Source organism: Halomonas bluephagenesis, assembly GCF_054790765.1.
Genome location: NZ_CP133631.1, coordinates 328,943 through 350,169 on the forward strand (window position 1 = coordinate 328,943; position 21,227 = coordinate 350,169).

At 52.7% G+C, this 21,227-nt stretch carries 16 protein-coding genes; 4 read left to right on the plus strand and 12 right to left on the minus strand.

What is annotated here, in order from left to right; translation table 11 throughout:
• Positions 1-137: 137 nt before the first annotated feature.
• Positions 138-3,551, plus strand: coding sequence for a ribonuclease E (gene rne / locus REH51_RS01555; protein WP_498936685.1), 3,414 nt, complete (start codon positions 138-140; stop codon positions 3,549-3,551).
• Positions 3,552-3,605: 54 nt separating this feature from the next.
• Here rne and murB read toward each other — a convergent pair whose 3' ends face one another.
• The 7 genes from murB to REH51_RS01590 are packed head-to-tail and all read right to left on the minus strand — an operon-like array spanning position 3,606 to position 11,181.
• Complete coding sequence (murB, locus tag REH51_RS01560) at positions 3,606-4,646, minus strand: UDP-N-acetylmuramate dehydrogenase (protein WP_009722036.1); 1,041 nt, start codon at positions 4,644-4,646, stop codon at positions 3,606-3,608.
• Positions 4,633-5,118: a low molecular weight protein-tyrosine-phosphatase gene (locus tag REH51_RS01565; RefSeq protein ID WP_009722035.1), complete on the minus strand. Its 486-nt coding sequence runs from the start codon at positions 5,116-5,118 to the stop codon at positions 4,633-4,635. Before REH51_RS01565 ends, murB begins: the two co-directional genes overlap by 14 nt.
• The gene (gene kdsB / locus REH51_RS01570; RefSeq protein ID WP_498936687.1) at positions 5,115-5,906 is read right to left on the minus strand and encodes a 3-deoxy-manno-octulosonate cytidylyltransferase; all 792 of its coding nucleotides are present in this window, start codon (positions 5,904-5,906) and stop codon (positions 5,115-5,117) included. Before kdsB ends, REH51_RS01565 begins: the two co-directional genes overlap by 4 nt.
• Positions 5,906-6,115 (minus strand): Trm112 family protein, encoded by a 210-nt coding sequence (locus REH51_RS01575; RefSeq protein ID WP_009722033.1) that lies wholly within the window; start codon positions 6,113-6,115, stop codon positions 5,906-5,908. The genes kdsB and REH51_RS01575 overlap by 1 nt, the downstream gene beginning before the upstream one ends.
• A 13-nt stretch (positions 6,116-6,128) precedes the next feature.
• On the minus strand, positions 6,129-7,124 hold the full coding sequence (gene lpxK, locus REH51_RS01580; RefSeq protein ID WP_009722032.1) for a tetraacyldisaccharide 4'-kinase: 996 nt from the start codon (positions 7,122-7,124) through the stop codon (positions 6,129-6,131).
• A complete protein-coding gene (gene msbA, locus REH51_RS01585) occupies positions 7,121-8,857 on the minus strand; it encodes a lipid A export permease/ATP-binding protein MsbA (protein ID WP_498936689.1) in 1,737 nt (578 codons plus the stop codon). The genes lpxK and msbA overlap by 4 nt, the downstream gene beginning before the upstream one ends.
• 56 nt (positions 8,858-8,913) lie before the next feature.
• Entirely contained in the window at positions 8,914-11,181 is a 2,268-nt protein-coding gene (locus REH51_RS01590) for a DNA internalization-related competence protein ComEC/Rec2 (RefSeq protein WP_234667757.1), read from the minus strand.
• A gap of 96 nt (positions 11,182-11,277) precedes the next feature.
• Between REH51_RS01590 and REH51_RS01595 the strand changes: the two genes are divergently transcribed.
• Positions 11,278-11,829: a DUF2062 domain-containing protein gene (locus REH51_RS01595; protein ID WP_009722029.1), complete on the plus strand. Its 552-nt coding sequence runs from the start codon at positions 11,278-11,280 to the stop codon at positions 11,827-11,829.
• A 12-nt stretch (positions 11,830-11,841) separates the two neighbouring features.
• Here REH51_RS01595 and REH51_RS01600 read toward each other — a convergent pair whose 3' ends face one another.
• Both REH51_RS01600 and REH51_RS01605 read right to left on the minus strand, forming a co-directional pair.
• Entirely contained in the window at positions 11,842-12,552 is a 711-nt protein-coding gene (locus REH51_RS01600; RefSeq protein ID WP_009722028.1) for an ABC transporter ATP-binding protein, read from the minus strand.
• Positions 12,553-12,564: 12 nt separating this feature from the next.
• Positions 12,565-13,806 (minus strand): lipoprotein-releasing ABC transporter permease subunit, encoded by a 1,242-nt coding sequence (locus tag REH51_RS01605; RefSeq protein WP_009722027.1) that lies wholly within the window; start codon positions 13,804-13,806, stop codon positions 12,565-12,567.
• Between the two features lie 240 nt (positions 13,807-14,046).
• Between REH51_RS01605 and REH51_RS01610 the strand changes: the two genes are divergently transcribed.
• Both REH51_RS01610 and REH51_RS01615 read left to right on the plus strand, forming a co-directional pair.
• Positions 14,047-15,117 carry an agmatine deiminase family protein gene (locus REH51_RS01610; protein ID WP_009722026.1) on the plus strand — a complete coding sequence of 357 codons (1,071 nt, stop codon included), beginning with the start codon at positions 14,047-14,049 and terminating at the stop codon, positions 15,115-15,117.
• Positions 15,118-15,126: 9 nt separating this feature from the next.
• Positions 15,127-16,029 carry a carbon-nitrogen hydrolase gene (locus REH51_RS01615; RefSeq protein WP_498936691.1) on the plus strand — a complete coding sequence of 301 codons (903 nt, stop codon included), beginning with the start codon at positions 15,127-15,129 and terminating at the stop codon, positions 16,027-16,029.
• Between the two features lie 88 nt (positions 16,030-16,117).
• Here REH51_RS01615 and REH51_RS01620 read toward each other — a convergent pair whose 3' ends face one another.
• The 3 genes from REH51_RS01620 to secA all read right to left on the minus strand — a co-directional run bounded on the left by REH51_RS01620 (position 16,118) and on the right by secA (position 21,176).
• Positions 16,118-17,065, minus strand: a complete 948-nt coding sequence (locus REH51_RS01620) for a Nudix family hydrolase (protein WP_009722024.1) — start codon at positions 17,063-17,065, stop codon at positions 16,118-16,120.
• A gap of 112 nt (positions 17,066-17,177) precedes the next feature.
• Complete coding sequence (gene argJ / locus REH51_RS01625) at positions 17,178-18,407, minus strand: bifunctional glutamate N-acetyltransferase/amino-acid acetyltransferase ArgJ (RefSeq protein WP_498936693.1); 1,230 nt, start codon at positions 18,405-18,407, stop codon at positions 17,178-17,180.
• 36 nt (positions 18,408-18,443) lie between these two features.
• Entirely contained in the window at positions 18,444-21,176 is a 2,733-nt protein-coding gene (gene secA, locus REH51_RS01630; protein ID WP_009722022.1) for a preprotein translocase subunit SecA, read from the minus strand.
• Positions 21,177-21,227 lie beyond the last annotated feature (51 nt).

Sequence of the window (21,227 nt, forward strand, 5' to 3'; positions counted from 1 at the left end):
CGGCCGGGTCGGCATGATTGCCTTCCCGGCTTAATGCGTCAGCATAGCAATGCGCCGAGCACAAGCACGCAGCACCCAGCGATTCGTCTACGCCACGCCTAGACGGTTCGTCGGCACGCAACGCTATGTGAGACAATATGAAACGGATGCTGATTAACGCGACCCAGCCAGAAGAGCTTCGGGTTGCGCTGGTAGACGGGCAACGCCTTTACGATTTAGACATCGAATCTGGCGCTCGAGAGCAGAAGAAAGCCAATATTTACCGGGGCAAAATCACCCGAGTAGAACCTTCCCTTGAAGCCGCTTTTGTTGATTTTGGTGCCGAACGCCATGGCTTTCTGCCGCTAAAAGAAATTTCTCGCGAATATTTTATCAAAGATGTTTCTGGCCGCCCCAGCATCAAAGAAGTGCTGAAAGAAGGCCAGGAAGTCATTGTCCAAGTTGATAAAGAAGAGCGAGGCAATAAAGGGGCCGCACTGACTACCTTTATTAGCTTAGCGGGTCGCTTTCTTGTTCTGATGCCGAACAACCCCCGTGCGGGCGGCATTTCACGCCGCATTGAGGGTGATGATCGCAGCCAACTGAAAGACGCCATGGGCCAACTGACAGTACCGGACAAAATGGGCCTGATCGTTCGCACCGCCGGTATCGGCCGTAGCCCAGAAGAGCTGCAGTGGGACCTGGATTACCTTGTCCAAGTGTGGGAATCCATCACCACTGAAGCAGGCAAACGTTCAGCTCCTTTCCTGATTTATCGCGAATCTAATGTCATTATCCGCGCCATGCGCGATTACCTACGCCAAGATATTGGCGAGGTGCTAATTGATAGCCCAGAGATTCATGCAGAAGCACTGGGCTTTATTCGTCAGGTAATGCCTTCTTACCAGCAGAAAATTAAACTTTACGCGGATGAAGTTCCGCTTTTCTCGCGCTTCCAAATTGAGTCGCAAATCGAAACTGCTTACCAGCGCGAAGTAAAACTTCCCTCTGGTGGCTCTATTGTTATCGATCACACCGAAGCGCTGGTCTCTATTGATATTAACTCTGCCCGGGCTACACGTGGCAGCGATATTGAAGAAACCGCACTACAGACCAACTCTGAAGCAGCCGATGAAATTGCTCGACAGCTGCGTCTGCGTGATATCGGTGGCCTCGTAGTTATCGACTTTATCGATATGGGCCCTGCGCGCAATCAGCGTGAGGTTGAAAACCGCATGCGCGATGCACTGAAGCTGGATCGGGCGCGCGTTCAGATTGGCCGAATTTCACGCTTTGGCTTAATGGAAATGTCACGCCAGCGGCTGCGCCCCTCATTAGGCGAAACCAGCGGCGTTGTTTGTCCGCGCTGTAACGGACAAGGCACCATTCGCGATGTTCGCTCGCTTTCACTCTCTATCATGCGCCTGATTGAAGAAGAAGCCATGAAAGAGCGTAGCGCACAAATCCGCGCCATTCTTCCCGTTCCGGTGGCTACCTACCTGTTGAATGAAAAGCGTAGCGTTCTGGCAGACATCGAATCACGCCAAGGCGTGCGTGTGGTTCTCTTACCGAATCCCGAAATGGATACGCCGCATTACGACGTCCAGCGACTGCGTGATGACCACCTAGATGATGATGAAAGCCTGACATTATCCAGCTTCGAGCTTTCTACTGATACTGAGGTAGGCAAAGAACCCGACCCAAGCTTCACCCCACCAGCCATGCGCGCTGAAGCAGCGGTTAAAAGCGTTGTACATAATGCGCCAGCTCCCGCCTCTCTTCAGACTGAAGAAAAGGCAGAGAAAGTAGCAAAAGCAGATAAAGTCGTTGCCGCGACGACACCCGTTGCTGAAGAGCAACCCAGTGTGATTGGCCGCTTTATCAGAGGCTTTGCTAAACTACTAGGGGGTGAAGATACCAGCACGAGTCAGCCCGAACAGGAAACCCCTGTTGCCCGTAAGCAGTCTGAAAAGACTAGCAGCAATCGCACGCGCAGCGAAAGCAAACCAAAGCCTGCCCGTGAGCGTGGCGAAAGCGCCAGCAAAAACGAACAGCGCAATAATCAACAATCGAGCAATCAACAGCCGAATAATCCGCAGCCCAGCCAACCGCGCAACGCTGATAATAACGACGACGCTAACGATAAACGCAGCGGCCTTAGCCGTACTCGCAATCGTCGACGCCATCCTCAGCAGGATGATGCCAAGGCCCAGGACAGCGACCAGAAGAGCAATCGTCAAAAAGAGCAGCAAACAAACCAAGCGGCTAAAGAATCACCTAAAGACGAGCCAGCTAAACCCGCTGCCCAGCCAGAAAACCGTCGCGATAAACCGCGTGATGCAAAGCCGAAAAACGAAGATACCCGCGAGCCCGCATCACAAACGGATGACAGCAAGCAAGATGATGGCAAGCCAAAGCGCACGCGCAACAATCCGCGCAATCGCACGCGCAAACAAGCTGTTAATCCCCAGGCTGAAGCGGAACAGCTAAAACTGCAAGCCGAAGCGGCTGAAGCACCCGCCGTTGATGCAACTGCTGTTGAAGCGCCTGCTGTTGAAGTACCCAGTAATGAAACAGCACCTGCTAGCGCCTCTTTGCAGGATGAAGCCAGCACAACTGTTGCAACAGCGACTGAGACGCCTGACCAAGCTGCAGAGGAAACAGCAACTGCCGATGGAACAACGGCTGAGCGCCCTGCCGAAAAGGCGGAGAAAGCACGGAAAGCCACGCGTCAGCGTCGCCAACCTCAGCAAGCGGTAGACAAAGCTGAAGCCGAGACACGTGTAGAGAATAGTGTTGAAAGCAAACCTCAGCAGACAATGAACGACGCAGCCGCTGCTAAAGAAGCGCCCCAGGAAGCGACCAGCCGTTCGTCTGAAGTCGCGAGTGCTGAGACTCCTTCAACTGACGCGGAAGTAAAGCCACAGGAAAAGAGTACTTCAGACACGAAAGAGCTAGATACCGCCTACAGCGAATCAATGAGCTCACGTGGCGAAGAAACCGCAGAGGAGACTGACAAGCTCCATGAATCTGCGCTTCAAGAACCTGTGACCCAAGAATCTGCGGCCCAAGAACCGGTGTCTCAAGAACCTCACGAGGCAGAGCAAGCGACATCAGTATCCGCCGGCACGCACACAGAAGCGCCGAAACCTGCTGAGACTGCTGAGACTGCTGAGACTGCTGAGACTGCTGAGACTGTCGACAGTGATGCTAACAACATTCAGGCGCCACCGAAAAACCTAGTGGCTAGCATTGAATCAAGCTCACCAGAGTCTGCTGAACAGCCAGAAGCACCTACGGCAAGCAACGACGCGGTGAGCGATACAGTTTCAGAAACAGCTAACAGCACCGCGGCTGCTCAAGAAAGCGAAGAGCCACAGCCTACGTTGGCGACCGATGAGAAGACTCAAACACCTTTAGCAGAGTCCATTGTTGAGACTGAAACAGTGACACCTGAAGCGGCGCCCGCTGCTTCTGCCCAAGACGAGACGCCCAAGCCGCGCCGCCGTCGTCGCGCTCATAACGATCCTCGTGAACTGCGCAAACAAGCACAGAACACGCATAACGAGTAATCGCTAGTAACTCAAGAAACTAGCACTAAAAACCCCGCTAAGGCGGGGTTTTTTTTATGCTTGTATTAAGCGTGGCTCAGGCTCTAACTTAACACCAAACTGGTCATAGACCCTGTGGGCAATGTACTCGGCAAACTGCAATAATTCACGCCGATCGCCGCCGCCGAAATGTACAAGCACTAAGGCTTGCCGTGCGTGCACACCGAAAGCCCCTTGCCGAGTTCCTTTCAACCCGCACTGGTCAATCAACCACCCTGCTGCCAGCTTGCTTTGTCCGTTAACCTGCGGAAAATGTGGCATGCTAGGGTATGTCTGTAACAAGCGTGATAACTGGTCGCTACTAACCAGCGGGTTTTTAAAGAAGCTACCCGCATTTGCGAGCACCTGAGGGTCCGGTAGTTTTTCCTGACGAATAGCACACACCGCTTGAGCCACCGCTAAGCAACTCGAAGAAGCGGTCACCCGGGCAGCTAAATCTCCATAACCCAGTCTTGGCAGCGGCTTTTTTGATAGCCGAAGTGCCAACTGAGTAATGACTACTTTATCCGCTAGTGCTTTTTTGAAAATGCTATCTCGGTAACCAAACTGGCAAGCATCCGCGCTCAACCAACGCACATTACCCGACGCCAGCTCTACTATCTGCACACCCTCCAGGACATCTTTAAGCTCGACACCGTATGCACCAATATTTTGTACCGGCGCGGCGCCGCAATCGCCCGGAATCAGCGCTAAGTTTTCGATCCCCCACAGGCCACGAGCAGCCAGCGTCATTACTAACGAGTGCCAATTAACGCCAGCCCCCACATAAGCAACAACAGATTCTCCGCCACCCTCCAGCCACCACTGCCGCATACCAGGCCGAATCGCAATGCCTTTTAGCTTAGCGGGAAGTAACACATTACTGCCGCCTCCCAAGAGCGTAATGTGCCACTGCTTATCAACGGCATCACGCACCACATTCTGGAGTGCACTTAGCGTTTTAGGGGCAACATATCGCTCTGCCTGGCAAGGTAAACGCAGCGTGTTAGCAGAGGTTAAATCGACCGATTGGCAACGACTGAGCAGATCGCTACTGTTAGTTTCACAACCCGTCATTTCTCAGCCCGTCTTTCCTCAGTTGGGCAATCAGCCCTGCCGAAGCCGCTTCAATTAAATTCAGGACATGCTCAAAGCCCTCATCGCCACCGTAATAAGGGTCTGGCACTTCTGCCTCAGGCATATCGGCAAAATCTAGAAATAGCCCCACATGGGCACGGCTATTGCTCGGCTGTAGCGCTTGCATCGCCTTGAGGTTGTCGCGATCCATCCCTAGCACATAGTCGAAGTCAAGAAAGTCATTAGCGCTTAACTGACGAGCGCGCAAATGACTAATATCGATACCACGCTGCAACGCAGCTGACTGGGCGCGGGTGTCTGGCGCTTTTCCGACATGCCAGTTACCTACACCACAAGAGTCAACGTTAATATGACGATTTAAGCCAGCCTCTTCAACAGCGTGCCAAAAGACGCCTTCGGCCGTTGGCGAACGACAAATATTGCCCAAGCAGACAAACAGTACGCGCTTCATTCGCATTCACCTCCACTTTCACTCGCCAGAAGCGCTCTCACTCTGGCTAAGTCTTCCGGCGTATCCACACCAGGAGGATTGATAGTGCTGGCCAGCGCAACTTGAATGGCATAGCCATGCTGTAGCGCGCGCAACTGTTCTAGTTGCTCCAACTGCTCAAGGCTCGACGGCGCCAGCTCACGATAAGCGGCGAGAAAACTGGCACGATAGGCGTATATACCAATATGACGCAACCAAGCATCGGTGGCTAAAAGCGCAGGCTGCACTTTAAATTGCTCTCGATCCCAAGGAATGGGCGCACGAGAAAAGTACAGTGCACGCCCCTGCATGGAGCGAACAACTTTGACGACGTTGGTGTTAAATAACGTTTCAACATCGCTAATGGGTTCAGCAAGTGTCGCAATGGCCGCTTCTGGATCTTCGGCTAAACGCATCGCCACTTGGTCGATTAAAACCGGTGGTATAAGCGGCTCATCGCCTTGCACATTCACCACTAAAGCGTCATCACTTAGCCCTAGGTGCTCTGCCCCCTCCGCCAGTCGATCAGTACCAGACGGGTGATTCGATCTCGTCATAACGACATCCGCACCGTATGGCAACATCGCCTCACGGATACGTGGGTCGTCAGTTGCCACTACCACACGACTTGCTTGGCTTTGACAGGCTCTGCGCCAGACATGGGCAACCATAGGCTCGCCCGCTATATCCAGCAACGGCTTACCCGGCAAGCGGGATGAGCCAAAACGCGCGGGAACAACAGCGATAAATTCGGTCTCAGCGACTGACATTACACCTCTCCGGTACGACCTGGCGAGATAGGTAACTTTTCATCGGCATCCATCGGGCGTGCCTCTTCAGGTAGCATCACAGGGATGCCTTCTTGAATAGGATACGCCAAACCGTCGTAGTGGCAGCAAAGCTCTTGGGCTTCACGGTTATACTTGAGCTTGCCATTGCAAAGTGGGCAAACCAGCATTGCCAATAGTTCTTTATCCATCGGTGTATCCCTTTTAAGAAAGCGCTGACAATTTAGCTGCCAGCCAGTGTTCAAACTCTGGCGGGAGCACGGCTTCTACTTCTAGCACCCAGCTATCGGGTGGCGCTAACGCTTGGCACTTCACTGCGTCTTTGGCGGTCATTATAACGGGGCGCTGATGATTAAAACGGAAAGTCTGATAATCAAAACGCTGATGATCCGCTAGCGGACGCATCTCGCCTTCAACCCCCAAACTGCGCAACGTATTAAAAAAACGCTCAGGATGACCAATACCCGCCACGGCATTCACAGGTAACATGAATGGTAGAGGAGTAAGCGGCATACGTTGACCATCCTGCATTCGACGCCAGCTTAGCGGCGCTAGTTGCATCGCTATTCCTTTTATTGGCAGGGGGCAACACTGCTCACCATTGATAATCACAGCATCGACCTGGGTTAGTCTGCGGGGTGATTCTCTCAGCGGCCCAGCAGGCAAACAGCGCCCATTACCTAGCCCTCTCGCCCCATCAACGACGATTATTTCAATATCACGCCCTAGCGCCAGATGCTGTAATCCATCGTCACTAACAACAATGTCGCACCCTTGGTCAACCAGGGCCTGAACACCTCGTGAACGGATCGGATCAGCCACTACCGGACAGCCAGTTTGCTGCGCCAGCATTAATGGCTCATCACCGCTTTGGGCAGGATCAGTGATTGTGGTCACCTGTAACGGGTAGTGCGATGCTTTACCACCGTAACCACGGGTAATAATGCCTGGCGACCGCCCCTGCTTCACCAGCCAGTTCACCATCCATGCAACTAACGGGGATTTACCGGTTCCACCAAGGGTGATATTACCCACCACGATTACGGGCACGTCTGGCTTAACAACTGGCTTTTTCCCGGAACGATAGTCGAGGGTGCGCCGCGCCATAAGATAACGGTATAAAATACCAAGCGGATACAACGGCGTTAGCCATCGGCTTCCGAGATAGGCCGCCTTAAGCCAGCGTTGCTCCAGGCTCATTCACTCTCCTGAAACTGAAGCTGGTGCAGCGCCGCGTAGGCACCTCCCGCCTCTAGCAACGCCTGGTGAGTCCCCTGCTCAATAATACGCCCTTGATCCATCACCAAAATACGGTCAGCGCGTTCAATAGTGGACAGGCGGTGGGCAATGACCAGCGTAGTACGCCCTTTACATACATGCTCCAACGCTTTCTGGATATAGCGCTCAGATTCGTTATCCAGTGCCGATGTCGCTTCGTCCAATATAAGAATAGGCGCATCTTTAAAAATCGCCCGGGCGATTGCCAATCGCTGTCGCTGCCCACCGGATAGCATCACGCCGTTTTCACCCACCACCGTGGCATACTCCTGGGGCAGCTTCTCAATAAATTCACTGGCGTAAGCCGCCTGGGCGGCCGCTTCAATGGCGGCTGGGGCCGGGTTGGTAACGCCATAGCCGATATTATCAGCGATGGTCGCATTAAATAGCGTGACTTGTTGCGATACCAATGCAATATGTTGGCGCAAAGGACCTAATGCATAATCATCTGCGTTCACACCATCAATCAAAATGCGCCCTTCGCTAGGCCGATAAAAACGCGGTAGCAGGCTGACTAAGGTTGATTTGCCGCTGCCAGAGCGGCCAACAATTGCCACTAGCTCTCCAGGGGCAACATTAATATTAATATCGCGCAATACGTTAGGCTGATCATCAGCGTAACGAAAACTGACGTTGTCGATCACCACGTTGCCTGTTAGCTGACGAGGTATTTTCTTGCCTTCATCCTGTTCAGGTGTCAGATCAAGCAAGCCAAATAGCTCCGAAGCCGCCGCAATACCTTTTTGAATCTCGCTATTCACTTCTGTGAGCTGGCGCACGGGCTTGATCATTAGCGCTGCTGCGGTAATAAAGGCAACAAACTCACCCGGGGTCATGTTTGCCATAAGCGCAGGCGCCATGGCTAACCAGACCAGAATTGCCATGGAAATAGCTACCAGCATCAAAATCACTGGTGAGCTAACAGCACGCGTCATCGCCTCTTTCATACTTTGACGACGATTTTCTTCGCTTACCCGCTCAAAGCGCTGTTTTTCATACTCTTCAGCGCCATGCGTACGCACAACGCGATAACCAGAGAGCGCTTCAGAAGCGACGTGAGTAACATCTCCCATGGAGTGCTGAATACGTTTGGAGATACGCCTGAAACGTTTGCTGGCGTAACTCACCACAACAGCAATCACCGGTGTTACGCCAAGAAACAGCAGCGTTAGCATCCAGTTGGTCCAGAACAGATAACCGATCAGTCCGATAACAAATAAACCTTCACGCAGGATAATGGTGACGGCTTTCGTGGCAGCACCTGCAACCTGTTCTACGTGATACGTTACCCGAGATACCAAATGACCACTTGAGTGATGATCGAAGAACCGCCCGGGCAAATGCAGTAAGTGCGCAAATACATCACAGCGCAGCGTGTGAATCACATAACGTCCGACGTAGGACATAAAGTAGGTGCTTAAAAATGTCCCCAGCCCGCGCGAGGCGAACATAATTACAACGAACATGGGGAGCAGTAAACGAAAGGTGGCATCAGGATTCTGGATGCCATCAATAAGCCGTTTCATCATTTCAGCTAGTGCCGTACTGGAGGCGGCATAAATGATAAAACCTACTATCGCTAACGCGAACGCGCGCCAGTGAGGTTTGACGTAAGTTAATAATCGCTTGTAGAGAACCCAACCTGAATCAGTCACACGCGCTCCCGGCCTTAGTGTGCAGTTGCCAGAATTCTACCTTATGGTGACGCGCATCAACACCGCTTACGAGCGCCCGGTTGTTTTCGCATGGGAATGATCTGCATCGGTTGAGTGGCTGTGAGGCTAAATTCGAGAGCGCCATCCTGGGCGGTACTCCATAAACAGCTCTGCTGTTGTCGAAAGCGGCGTACTACCGCGTCGACCGGATGATTAAAGGGATTATCTTTCCCCGCACTAAAAATGACATGCCGAGGACGGCTTACTTGAACGAACTGAACACCCGAACTTGTATTGCTTCCATGATGCCCAGCCACTAACACGCTAATCGGCGTAATAACATTGGCTAAGACTCTCCTCTCAATGTCCTTGCCAACGTCTCCCGTGATCAGCAAACGCTGCTCTCCCACTCTTACTTGAAGAACACAGGAGCGATCATTAGAGGTGAGCTCGTTATCCCCCTTTGGTGGCCAAAGTATCTGATAGTGAATGCCATCACGCCGCCACTGCTGACCTTGAACACACTCTTTACTAGCAACGGGAAGAAGCTCTCCACGGGGAGCCCACCATTGCGTTACCCGATGGTCTTTTAAAAGAGCACTGACACCCCCAGCATGATCGTTATCGGCATGACTGACGATAACGTGATCGAACGATTGGCCTGGAGACCAAAGGGTTTGCAGCGGCATAAAACCACTGCGAAAGCGAGGCCCAGTGTCATACAGCAATCGGTAGTTGGCGCTACGCAACTCAATCAGTTGACCTTGCCCGACGTCATAAACAATGACACGTAGCTCGCCCTGGTTAAGCTGTTCGTCCGGAGACCACCACGGAAAGCTTAACAGTAGCAATGTTGCGCCAACACGTAACCACCCAGGAACGTTGGGAAGCCCCCAGCATAGCGACAGTAATAACAGCGCGCCTACCAGCGGAAACACCAGTACCGATGGTGGCTGCAAAAGTGGTGCCCATTGTACGGTAATGACTAATAGCTGATGGAAAACCTGCAATGCCTGCTCAAAACACCACCATACAAAAAGCCCTATCCCAGGCAGTGGCGACAGCACCCATCCCAATAACGCACTAGGCACCATAACGGAGCTGACCCAAGGTACAGCAACAAGATTCACCAAAGGTGCCGCAGGGGCGACTCTCCCAAACGCCACCAGCACCGCTGCCGCCATTAGCGGTGCGATGAGGAGTTGAGAACGCAGTAATGCCCAACACCACCCCTTCAGCCCTTGTGGTCGGGGACGACCTTGCCAAATAATAATCAACCAGCCTACCGCAATAAACGAAAGCCATAGACCAGGCCGCCACAGTGCAAGCGGATCAACGACTAACACCATTCCGAGCGCAAGCCACCAAGCTTGCCAAGCACCTGGTGCATGACGTCCGCTAAGCACCCACAGGCCTAACAGCGTCATGATCATGGCTCGCATGGCAGGAGGGGCTAGTCCAGCTAACATGGCGTAACCCACCGCCGCCGCTCCTGCTAGCCACCAGGGCCAAGCACGCAGACGCCAATGGATAGGCGTTACTAGCCTGGCAGTAAAACGAGCCAACAGCAGTACAAATGACGCGACGAGCCCAACGTGTAATCCTGAAATAACCACTAAATGTGTTGTACCCGTTGCATTGAGCAAGGTCCAATCATCTTGGGTCAACTGCTCACTATCACCCAGCGTTAGCGCCGCAAGCCAGCGCTGGGTTCGCTCTTGCAACGGTTGGCTAGACAACGTTTCGACTGCTCTCTGACGAAGTGTCAGCTTAGCCTCCGACAGGCGTTCAGGCTTAGGCTCCTGGCGCACATAACCGGTCGCGTGTATGCCTTCGCGCCATAACCACTGCTGAAAATTAAACGTATTTGGGTTAGAAAAGCCACTGGGAGGACGAAGCCGAAGTGTCATTTTCCAGCGCTCGCCAACGAGGAAGCGTTGATCACCGTAAGCACTTACTCGCACACTGCGCAGTGCGCTACAGCTTGGAAGCCCCTCAGGAGAGAGACAGGTTTCAACTGTCAGGCGTAAGCGTGACGACCCCGTTTCCGTTTGAACATTGATTACTCGAGCCTGCAGGGTGACATCTTTCCCACTGAGCCCACTTGGCAAACGATGCCCCCACTCTTGCTGCACGCTGACAAAAACCCAGCTTGAAATAACCAACCAAATTAATAAGCTACGCCGAAGCACAACCAAGCAAAGCACCACCACAAGCACGCTTGGTAGCAGAACCTGCAGGTGCCCCTCGGGGCCGCTTAACCACGCCGCTAGCGCACCCAGCAATACTGCCAAGGCAGCAGGTAGTGCAACACCTAGTTGCATATTCCCTCCGTGGAACTAGATCATTCATACCCACGCCATAGCCGAAGCACGCCGCTATATGGATAATAGGATGCACCAATTGCAAGAGTACCTGACATGCCGCGCCGTTTCCTGCAGCGCTACATGCCAAAACCCGACACATTAAGGCGACAGCGCTCACTACGCTTTATTGCGCCATTAATTGCAGACCCTGGGTTATGGCTTTTAACACGTCGAAGCGTTGCAAACGCGTTCAGCGTGGGGCTTTTTTGCGCCATGCTGCCCATACCGTTTCAAATGGTAGTTGCAGCACTAGGGGCAAGGTTTAGCCGTTGTAACTTGGCACTTTCAGTAGGGTTGGTGTGGATTACGAACCCACTCACCATGCCGGTTATTTTTTATTTTAATTATCGAATTGGCACGTTTCTTTTAGAAGCACCAGTGAGAGAGGCGCCATCGCGCATATCAACACGCTGGATTGCAGAACAAATGCACGACATCATGCCGCCGCTGATGCTTGGATCGTTAATTTCCGCCGTACTATTAGCCATTGTTGCCAATATTGTCATACGGCTAATTTGGCGCTGGCATGTTTCCCATCATTGGAAGCGCCGCCGCCTGAAGAGACGGCAGCGCCGGGCCCGCATTGAGTCAGAATTCGACGACTAGCCCTCCCAGCTACTAGTCGTTTTTCTGCTCAATTAACTGCCCACTATCCAACTTCATCACACGATCCTGATGAGCAGCCAAGCTGACATCATGAGTTACAATCACAAACGCGCAGGCGCTCTCTTTAGCCAACTCGTCCATAAGCGCTAAAATGGTACTTGCCGTGGTTTGGTCTAGGTTTCCGGTTGGCTCATCCATCAATACAAGACTGGGATCTGTCACTAATGCACGGGCGATGGCCACACGCTGACGCTCCCCTCCCGAAAGCTCGCCAGGTTTATGATCAGCCCGAGCCTTCATGCCCACCCGTTCAAGCAGCTGCATAGCGCGCTGCTCAGCCATCTTTTTAGACTGGCCGCGAATAATTAACGGAAGTGCGGCATTCTCGACCGCAGTGAACTCAGCCAGCAAGTGGTGAAACTGATAAACAAAGCCAATATAACGATTCCGAAAACGACCTAATGCCGCTTCGTTAAGCCCGGATAATGGCTCGCCAGCAATCACTACGCTGCCAGCGCTGGGCCGATCAAGACCACCCAACAGGTTTAGCAGCGTCGTTTTACCCGAGCCTGAGCTCCCCACAATGGCAACACGCTCTCCAGCATGCACCTTAAGCTCAAGCTGATCTAATACGGTGAGATCTTGGGGGCCTTCACTATAAACCCGTGTCAGGCTGTTACATTCCAGCATAACTGCTGCGGAGTGCTGTGTACTTGAGGTCATCGTTTTGCTTCCTTATTCATAACGCAGTACGTCGGCAGGCTGAACCCGAGCGGCCCGCCAAGCGGGATAAAGCGTCGAGAGGAAGGTCAGACCAAAGGCAGCGATGACAATATCGCGCACATCGCCCCACTGCAGCTGAGAGGGCAAGTCACTAATAAAGTAAACTCCGGCATCTAAGAACTGAATACCGAAAGTTGTTTCAAACCAACTGATCAAATCAGAGATAGTCAGTGCCAGGAGAACACCCGCAGCTACGCCAATCGCAATACCGATCAGACCGATGGTTAGCCCTTGCACGATAAAAATACCCATAATCGAACGTGGGGTGGCGCCTATGGTACGTAAAATGGCGATATCCGCTCGCTTATCAGTAACCACCATCACTAGCGTAGACACTATATTAAATGCGGCAACGGCAATAATGACAGTAAGCAGTAATGCAATCATGCGCTTTTCCATCTGAATCGCTTGAAATAGGCTCCCATGGGAAGCAGTCCAATCCGTGCCGCGGTACCCTGAGCCCAGTTCATTAACGATCGCTTGAGTTTCACTGCCAGCTACAAACAGGTCATCCAGCTCCAGCCGCAGACCACCCACTGCATCGCCCAAGCGCGCTAAGGTTTGCATATCTTCAATATTGGCATAAGCCAGATTAGCGTCTAAATCAGCGCCCACACTAAAGATACCGCTAACGGTAAACCGCTTTAGCCTTGGGAAAACCCCAGCGGGTGTAATCGATGCTTCCGGGACAAGTAGCGTAACTCGGTCACCTACCCCCACACCCAAGCGACGTGCCAGCATAGATCCCAGAACCACATTCCACTCGCCAGGCACCAGATCGGAAAGCTGGCCTTGGCGCATATGCTCGCCAATAATCGACACTTGATCTTCCCAGTCTGGATGAATGCCATTCACCATGGCGCCTTGATTTCTACCGCCTGCCGAAAACATACCCTGCTGTTCAACATAAGGCGCTGCACCGATGACTCGCTCACGCTCAACGAGCTGATCTGCTAGCGCTTGCCACTCGACCAACCCTTCTTGCGATTCAATTTTAGTGTGAGGCACCATTCCTAAGATGCGGGTACGAAGCTCGTGATCAAAACCATTCATCACCGACAGCACAAGGATTAGTACTGCCACGCCAAGCATTAATCCCAGCATTGAAGTTAACGAGATAAACGAAATAAAGTGGTTCCGGCGTTTAGCGCGCACGTAGCGCAGCCCCACCAGGAAAGGCAAACGATCAAGCATGGCATCATTCCTTAGTAATAAGCGTCCATGGTACGGTTTTTTTAGCATGGGTGCATGTAAGAACGCTGCGTTAGAGTAACAAGTATGCTCACCGTTCCCTTAAGCACGGTAACGCTTGCATGTTGGCAAACAAGCCCCTAAATTGCGCCCATTCTCATTGTCTTGAGGGCAGGCCTTTAGGGCAGGTCTTTAGGGCAAGCATTTTTTCGGCTATTAATTTTTCGACTATTAAGAGCACCTGTGACGTTGGCTAACAAGACTTACCGTTTATTGCCCGAGTGGTCCCCCCAAGACGGCCTGCAACTGACTTGGCCACGTCCAGACGGCGACTGGGCACCACTGTTATCGCGCATCGAAGCAACACTTGAACGTATCGTGATTGCAACGACACACTATCAGCACGTGTTGATCAGCGTTTCTGATGACACCATCCACCGCCGTCTGGCTGCGACGTTTAAGTCCTATGGCATTTCCCAACAACAGCTGACACTTATTGTCGCTCCAACCGATGACACCTGGGCCAGAGACCATGGGCCAATCACCGTGGTGGATGAAACTCAGCAGCCACTAATGCTGGATTACACGTTTACCGGCTGGGGCGGTAAATTCCCCGCCGAGCATGACAATCGGCTTACCCAGTGGCTGGCCGATGCAGGCGTATGGGCCTGCCCCACCGCTCCACGGAATATGGTACTAGAAGGCGGTGCTATTGAAACCGACGGAGAGGGCACGCTGCTAACCACCGAAGCCTGCTTGCTGAATCCAAATCGCAATCCGTCACTTGCGCGTACGGATGTTGAAGCTCAGTTAGCGGAAGATTTTGGCGTCGACCGTGTCCTTTGGCTGGCAAATGGGCATCTTGAGGGTGACGATACCGATAGCCATATTGATACGCTCGCGCGCTTTTGCAATGCCTCTACCATTGCGTATGTCCGCTGCGACGACCCGACCGATCCGCACTACCCTGCGCTAAACGCGATGGAGCAAGAGCTCATGGCGTTTCGTCAGCGCAACGGTGAGCCCTACCAATTAATTGCCCTGCCTTGGCCACAGGCCTGCTTTGACCCTGAAGATGGCCATCGCCTCCCAGCCACCTACGCTAATTTTTTGATTATCAACAATGCCGTACTAGTGCCCACCTACGGCGACCCTGCTGATGTTGTCGCGCTGCAAGCGCTGCGTGTCGCCTTCCCAGAACACGCGTTGATTCCGATTGAGTGTGCTAGCGTCATTCGTCAGCATGGCAGCCTTCACTGTTTAACCATGCAGTTACCGAAAGGCACGCTTGCCCCAGTGCTAACTGAATCCTAAGGAGCCATCATGTCTAACAGCTTAACCGTCGGTGTTGTTCAACAGCCTGCGTGGCCAGATAAAGCACGTAGTCTTGCTGCCAGCGAAGCAGGCATACGCGCTGCCGTTAGCCAAGGGGCACAGTTAGTTTTGCTTCAGGAGCTGCATGCCACTCACTACTTTTGTCAGTACGAAGACCCTGCACTGTTTGATTTGGCTGAACCGCTAGACGGCCCCACTGGCCAACGCCTAGCTGAACTAGCTAAGGAACTGAATATTGTGCTGGGGGGGTCGCTGTTTGAAAAACGTGCCGCGGGGCTTTACCACAACACAGCCGTCGTTTATGACCGCGCAAAAGGGCGTGTTGGGCAATACCGCAAAATGCACATCCCTGATGATCCGGCCTTTTACGAAAAGTTTTACTTTACCCCAGGCGATGCTGATGACGAACGCGGCCAAGGCTTCACGCCCATTGACACCTCTGTTGGGCGGCTAGGTGTCTTAGTTTGCTGGGATCAATGGTACCCGGAAGCGGCACGTTTAATGGCACTCAGTGGTGCGGAGCTCCTTCTCTATCCCACTGCCATCGGCTGGGATCCAAATGATGATGACGCTGAAAAAGCCCGTCAGAAAGATGCTTGGACCATTATACAGCGCTCCCATGGCGTCGCTAACGGGCTCCCCGTCCTGGTAGCTAACCGTGTCGGCTTCGAACCCGATCACTCCGGCGTTGGCGGCGGCATTGCGTTTTGGGGCGGTAGCTTTGTGTGCGGCCCGCAAGGAGAGATGCTGGCGCACGCAGGAGAAGAGACGCAACAGCTGGTAGTCAACATCGATATGGCACGTAGTGAGAACACCCGGCGCATTTGGCCTTATTTGCGCGACCGGCGTATTGATGCCTACGGTGATCTAACACGTCGCTATCGCGATTGATGGCAAACGTGGTTGATAGCAAACACGGCGCCTGCTCCCATAAAGAGCAGGCGCCGTATTTAAAACATTAACAATGTAGCGGTTGGCTTCACTTCCAAAAATCGCGGATAGACGCAATTCCCTGAGCACCAACAGCGCGTGCATGGCTAGCATCAAAGCGTGTCATACCGCCCAGTGCAAATACCGGCATACCAGCACGTTCCACTAGTTGCTGGAAGTCATGCCATCCCAGCGGTGCTACCTCAGGATGAGAAGGCGTGGTACGCAGCGGCGACAGCGTCACAAAATCACAGCCTAGGACCGCTGCCTGAGAAAGCTGCTTTTGATCGTGAGTAGACGCCGAGAGCCATTTATTTTCAGCAATCGGGCGACGCTCAAGATCCATTAACCGTGCGCTCGTTAAATGAATACCGTCAGCATCAACAGCATCAAGCAATGCAGGTTCTCCGTTCAGCAATAGCTTTGCATCGTACTGACGACAAAGGCGCAGGGCGCGCTCAGCACGGGCAATGTATGCCGCTTCATCAAGATTTTTTGCCCGCAGCTGTACGAGTCTTACACCGTCTTCACTGAGCGCTCTTTCCAACAAGCTATCGAAACGTTCTTCGTCAGCTTCCTCGCCAGTAATCAGATAATCTGTGGGCAACATCACCGCACGCAGAATAGGCAAGTTAGCAGCAGGGAAAGGGTAATTTACCAATTCTTCCATGGGCACCCAGCGCACGGCCTGCCCCTCGCGACCAAACGGCTCGCCTGCAAACTCTTGTACCTGCCAAACATCCAGTAAGATGTGTTTATCTGGATACTCATGATGAACGCGGATAAGTGGCCGGGCACGTACAATCTCGACGCCTAGCTCTTCGTGAAGCTCGCGCTTGAGACCTTCCAGCCCTGTTTCATAAGGCGCCAGCTTGCCACCAGGAAACTCCCATAGACCGCCTTGATCGACATTAGAGGGCCGACGCGCAATCAGAACCCGCTTTTGATCGGCGCTGATCATTGCAGCCGCCGCGACATGAACTCGTCGTTTTACCATTACACTCATTACGTCTTTACCCACTTTTTGCGCGCCGCCCTAACCAAAGACGACGCTATCTCGCTGCATTAGCACGTCACTGCAACTGTTTTTAGCTACTTTTCAGCGCTCTTCAGCTACGGTAATCCGCGTTGATAGTCACATAGTCATGGGACAGATCCGAGGTCCACACAGTGGCACTCTCTTCCCCACGACCCAAATTAATGCGAATGATGATCTCCTCTTGCGCCATAACAGCACTGCCCGCCGCTTCTGTATAACTGTCGGCGCGGCCGCCCTTTTCGACCAAGCGGACGTCACCCAAATCAATGACAACTTGATTGACATCGAACGCCTCAACCGGTGCGCGCCCAACGGCAGCTAAAATACGCCCCCAGTTAGCATCAGAAGCGTAGAGCGCGGTCTTCACCAGCGGCGAGTGAGCAACGGTGAAGGCAACATCCAACGCTTCCTGACGAGTAGTCGCTTCATTCACCTGGAGCGTCACAAACTTAGTCGCCCCTTCGCCATCGCGAATAATCGCTTGCGCAAGCTCGGTCATGACGCGTTGCAGCGCATTACGGAAAATGGCTACCTGTTCCTCGCTTTCAATACGAACGCCTGTGCCTGTCGCCGCCAGCATGCACGCATCGTTGGTTGAGGTATCGCTATCAACAGTGATGCAATTAAAGGAGCGATCCACCGTTTCACGCAGCAAACTCGCTAACAAAGGCTGCTCAATCGCTGCATCTGTCACTACGAAACCCAGCATGTTAGCCATATTGGGCTTAATCATGCCAGAACCCTTTGTAATACCGTTGATTGTGACCTGCTGGTCACCAACTGGAACGGTTACCGTAGCGCCTTTGGCTCGGGTATCGGTCGTCAGAATTCCCTCGCCTGCCTGCTGCCAAGCGAGACTAGCATCCGCCAAAGAATTCAGCGCACTCGGTATACCTGCAAGCAAACGCTCCATGGGTAGAGGCTCGCCGATCACGCCGGTTGAAAAGGGCAAAACCTGGCTTATATCAACGCTCATTTGCTCAGCAAGCGCTTCACAGCTGGCATAAGCATCCTGCAGGCCTGATGCGCCAGTACCTGCATTGGCATTGCCAGTATTAACTAGCCAGTAGCGAGGCACTCGCCCAGCGCTTGAACACTCTTCAAGGTGCGCTTTCGCCACGGCCACTGGGGCGGCACAAAACGCATTACGAGTAAAAACCCCAGCTACCGTGGCAGTTTCAGGCAGCTCAATCACCACTACATCACGACGATCCGGCTTCTTAATACCCGCCATTGCACTGCCCAGGCGCACCCCGTTAAGGGGTGGCAATTCCGGAAAAGGAAGATTTCCCACCGCCATGTTTTTCTCCTTTGCGCTCAATTTCGCCACGCGTGATTAGCTTAGTTTTCCGCAGCACTGCTTATATTTTTTACCCGACCCGCATGAACACGGGTCATTGCGCCCTACTTTTGGCCCTTCACGACGCAACGGGCGGCCATCAGCCCCTGGCGCTTCCTGTGAAATATCTTCCTGCTGGGCGTTAGGATCATCGTGGCGGCTTGCCGCAGTCGCTCGTTCACGCACTGACTCTTCACGGCGCTTCTGCTCTAGTGCATCAACCTCTTCAGGCTGGCGAACCTGTACGTGGCTTAAGATACGCGTGACGTCAGCTTTAATGTTCGTTAGTAGATGCTGGAACAACTCGAAAGATTCACGCTTGTATTCTTGCTTAGGATTCTTCTGGGCGTAGCCACGCAAATGAATGCCACGACGCAGATGATCCATCGACTGAAGATGCTCTTTCCAACGTGTGTCCAACACCTGAAGCATTACCTGTTTCTCAAAACGGCGAATCAACTCGGCTCCAGCAGCCTCAATTTTGGCTTGATACGCATCACGGTGCATCGCTTGTAAACGCTCACGCAGCTTCTCCTCACTGAAGCGCTCGTCCTCTGCCGCCCACTGCGTAACAGGAGCATCAAGATTGAATTCAGTTTTAAGATGCGCTTCTAACCCGGGTAGATCCCACTGCTCAGCAAGACTCTGGGGCGGCACGAAATCACTAATGGCATCTTCCATGACTTCTTCACGAATACCAATAACGGCATCGGAAACATCATCAGCGGAAAGAATTTCATTCCGCTGCTCATAGATAACACGACGCTGATCGTTAGCGACATCGTCGTATTCCAGCAGTTGCTTACGGATATCAAAGTTGCGTCCCTCTACCTTTTTCTGGGCGCGTTCGACAGCGTTAGACACCATCTTGTGCTCAATTGCCTCACCTCGCTCTAACCCGAGAGCCAGCATTAGGCGCTTCACACGGTCAGAGCCGAACAGACGCATCAGACTGTCTTCTAGCGAGAGGAAGAAACGTGTAGAGCCTGGATCACCTTGACGTCCCGCACGGCCACGCAACTGATTGTCGATACGACGCGACTCATGGCGCTCAGAGCCAACCACATGCAAGCCACCCGCTTCTAAAACACCGTCATGGCGCTTCTGCCACTCTGCCTTTAGAGCATCTACCTGTTCTTGGGTGGGATCTTGCAGCTTAGCTGCTTCAGCCTCCCAGTTGCCCCCTAGGACAATATCGGTGCCACGACCCGCCATATTCGTTGCGATAGTAATGGCGCCAGGGCGACCGGCTTGAGAGATGATTTCCGCTTCGCTCTGGTGCTGCTTAGCGTTCAACACATTAAACGTTAGGCCAGCCTCACGCATAAGGCGAGCGAGATACTCTGAGGTTTCAATCGACGCCGTACCGACTAGAACAGGACGTCCTGCTTCAGTTTCGGTCTTCACATCTTTAATAATCGCTTCGTATTTCTCTTCCGCACTCAGATAGACCAAATCATTCAGATCTTTACGGGAAAGCGGGCGATTCGTTGGAATGACGACCACATCCAGGCCATAGATTTGCCGGAATTCAAATGCTTCAGTATCAGCGGTACCAGTCATGCCAGCGAGCTTTTCATACAAACGGAAGTAGTTCTGGAAAGTAGTCGATGCCAGTGTCTGGCTCTCTCGCTGAACCGTCACTCCCTCTTTCGCTTCAACCGCTTGGTGCAGCCCTTCTGACCAACGGCGCCCCGGCATAGAACGCCCAGTATGCTCATCAACGATGACGACTTGGCCTTCAGAAACGATGTAGTCAACGTCTAAATGATAAAGATGACGTGCGCGCAGCGCGGAGTGCATATGCTGAAGCAAGTTAAGGTTTTGTGCGGCATAGAGCGATTCACCCTCGCCCAACAGCCCTTCAGCACGCATTAGCTCTTCAACTTTGTTATGTCCCTGCTCGGTGAGCTCTACCTGCTTTTGTTTTTCATCTAGCAGGAAGTCTCCCGTGACCGGCACATCACTATCTTCAGAGGCCTCCCCTTGCTCTAACTGCTGAGCCAGTCGATTGACAATGCCATACAAATCAGTGTTTTCATCCACTGCGCCCGAGATAATTAATGGCGTACGGGCCTCATCAATTAAAATAGAGTCGACTTCGTCGACGATGGCGTAATGCAGACCACGCTGCACTTTATCCTCAAGCGAGAACGCCATATTGTCGCGCAGATAATCGAAACCAAACTCATTGTTAGTGCCGTAAGTGATATCACACTGATAGGCGTGGCGTTTCTCTTCGCCGGTTTGGCCAGCGAAGATAACGCCCACCGAGAGCCCTAAAAACTCATACAAAGGGCGCATCCACTCAGCATCACGGCGAGCAAGGTAGTCATTAACGGTGACAACATGCACGCCTTTGCTTGGTAGCGCATTTAAATATACGGCAAGCGTCGCCACCAGGGTTTTACCTTCCCCGGTTTTCATTTCCGCAATGCGGCCACGATGCAATGTCATACCACCGACCATCTGGACGTCAAAGTGGCGCATATTCATTACCCGCTTACTGGCCTCGCGCACGACGGCAAATGCCTCGGGTAATAAACTATCAATAGATGCGCCTTCTGCTAACTTTTGACGCAACAGCCCTGTTTTTGCCTGCAAATCAGCATCACTTAACCCTTCAAGCGCTTGCTCTAAAACGTTAATACTGAGCACACTTTTTTGCATGCGCTTAACGTCGCGATCATTTTTAGAGCCGACGACTTTACGTAACAAATTATTAATCATGAAAGTTCCAAATCTTCACGAGCGTCCCATTCAGGTGCGCCCTTTTATATA

Coding starts and splice junctions, on each gene's coding strand:
- REH51_RS01615 (WP_498936691.1), top strand. CDS start 15,127: ATGTCTAACAGCTTAACCGTCGGTGTTGTTCAACAGCCTGCGTGGCCA.
- REH51_RS01620 (WP_009722024.1), bottom strand. CDS start 17,065: ATGGTAAAACGACGAGTTCATGTCGCGGCGGCTGCAATGATCAGCGCC.
- REH51_RS01600 (WP_009722028.1), bottom strand. CDS start 12,552: ATGACCTCAAGTACACAGCACTCCGCAGCAGTTATGCTGGAATGTAAC.
- REH51_RS01575 (WP_009722033.1), bottom strand. CDS start 6,115: ATGGATAAAGAACTATTGGCAATGCTGGTTTGCCCACTTTGCAATGGC.
- REH51_RS01595 (WP_009722029.1), top strand. CDS start 11,278: ATGCCGCGCCGTTTCCTGCAGCGCTACATGCCAAAACCCGACACATTA.
- REH51_RS01605 (WP_009722027.1), bottom strand. CDS start 13,806: ATGCTTGATCGTTTGCCTTTCCTGGTGGGGCTGCGCTACGTGCGCGCT.
- murB (WP_009722036.1), bottom strand. CDS start 4,646: ATGACGGGTTGTGAAACTAACAGTAGCGATCTGCTCAGTCGTTGCCAA.
- REH51_RS01590 (WP_234667757.1), bottom strand. CDS start 11,181: ATGCAACTAGGTGTTGCACTACCTGCTGCCTTGGCAGTATTGCTGGGT.
- REH51_RS01565 (WP_009722035.1), bottom strand. CDS start 5,118: ATGAAGCGCGTACTGTTTGTCTGCTTGGGCAATATTTGTCGTTCGCCA.
- rne (WP_498936685.1), top strand. CDS start 138: ATGAAACGGATGCTGATTAACGCGACCCAGCCAGAAGAGCTTCGGGTT.
- argJ (WP_498936693.1), bottom strand. CDS start 18,407: ATGGCGGTGGGAAATCTTCCTTTTCCGGAATTGCCACCCCTTAACGGG.
- secA (WP_009722022.1), bottom strand. CDS start 21,176: ATGATTAATAATTTGTTACGTAAAGTCGTCGGCTCTAAAAATGATCGC.
- kdsB (WP_498936687.1), bottom strand. CDS start 5,906: ATGTCAGTCGCTGAGACCGAATTTATCGCTGTTGTTCCCGCGCGTTTT.
- lpxK (WP_009722032.1), bottom strand. CDS start 7,124: ATGAGCCTGGAGCAACGCTGGCTTAAGGCGGCCTATCTCGGAAGCCGA.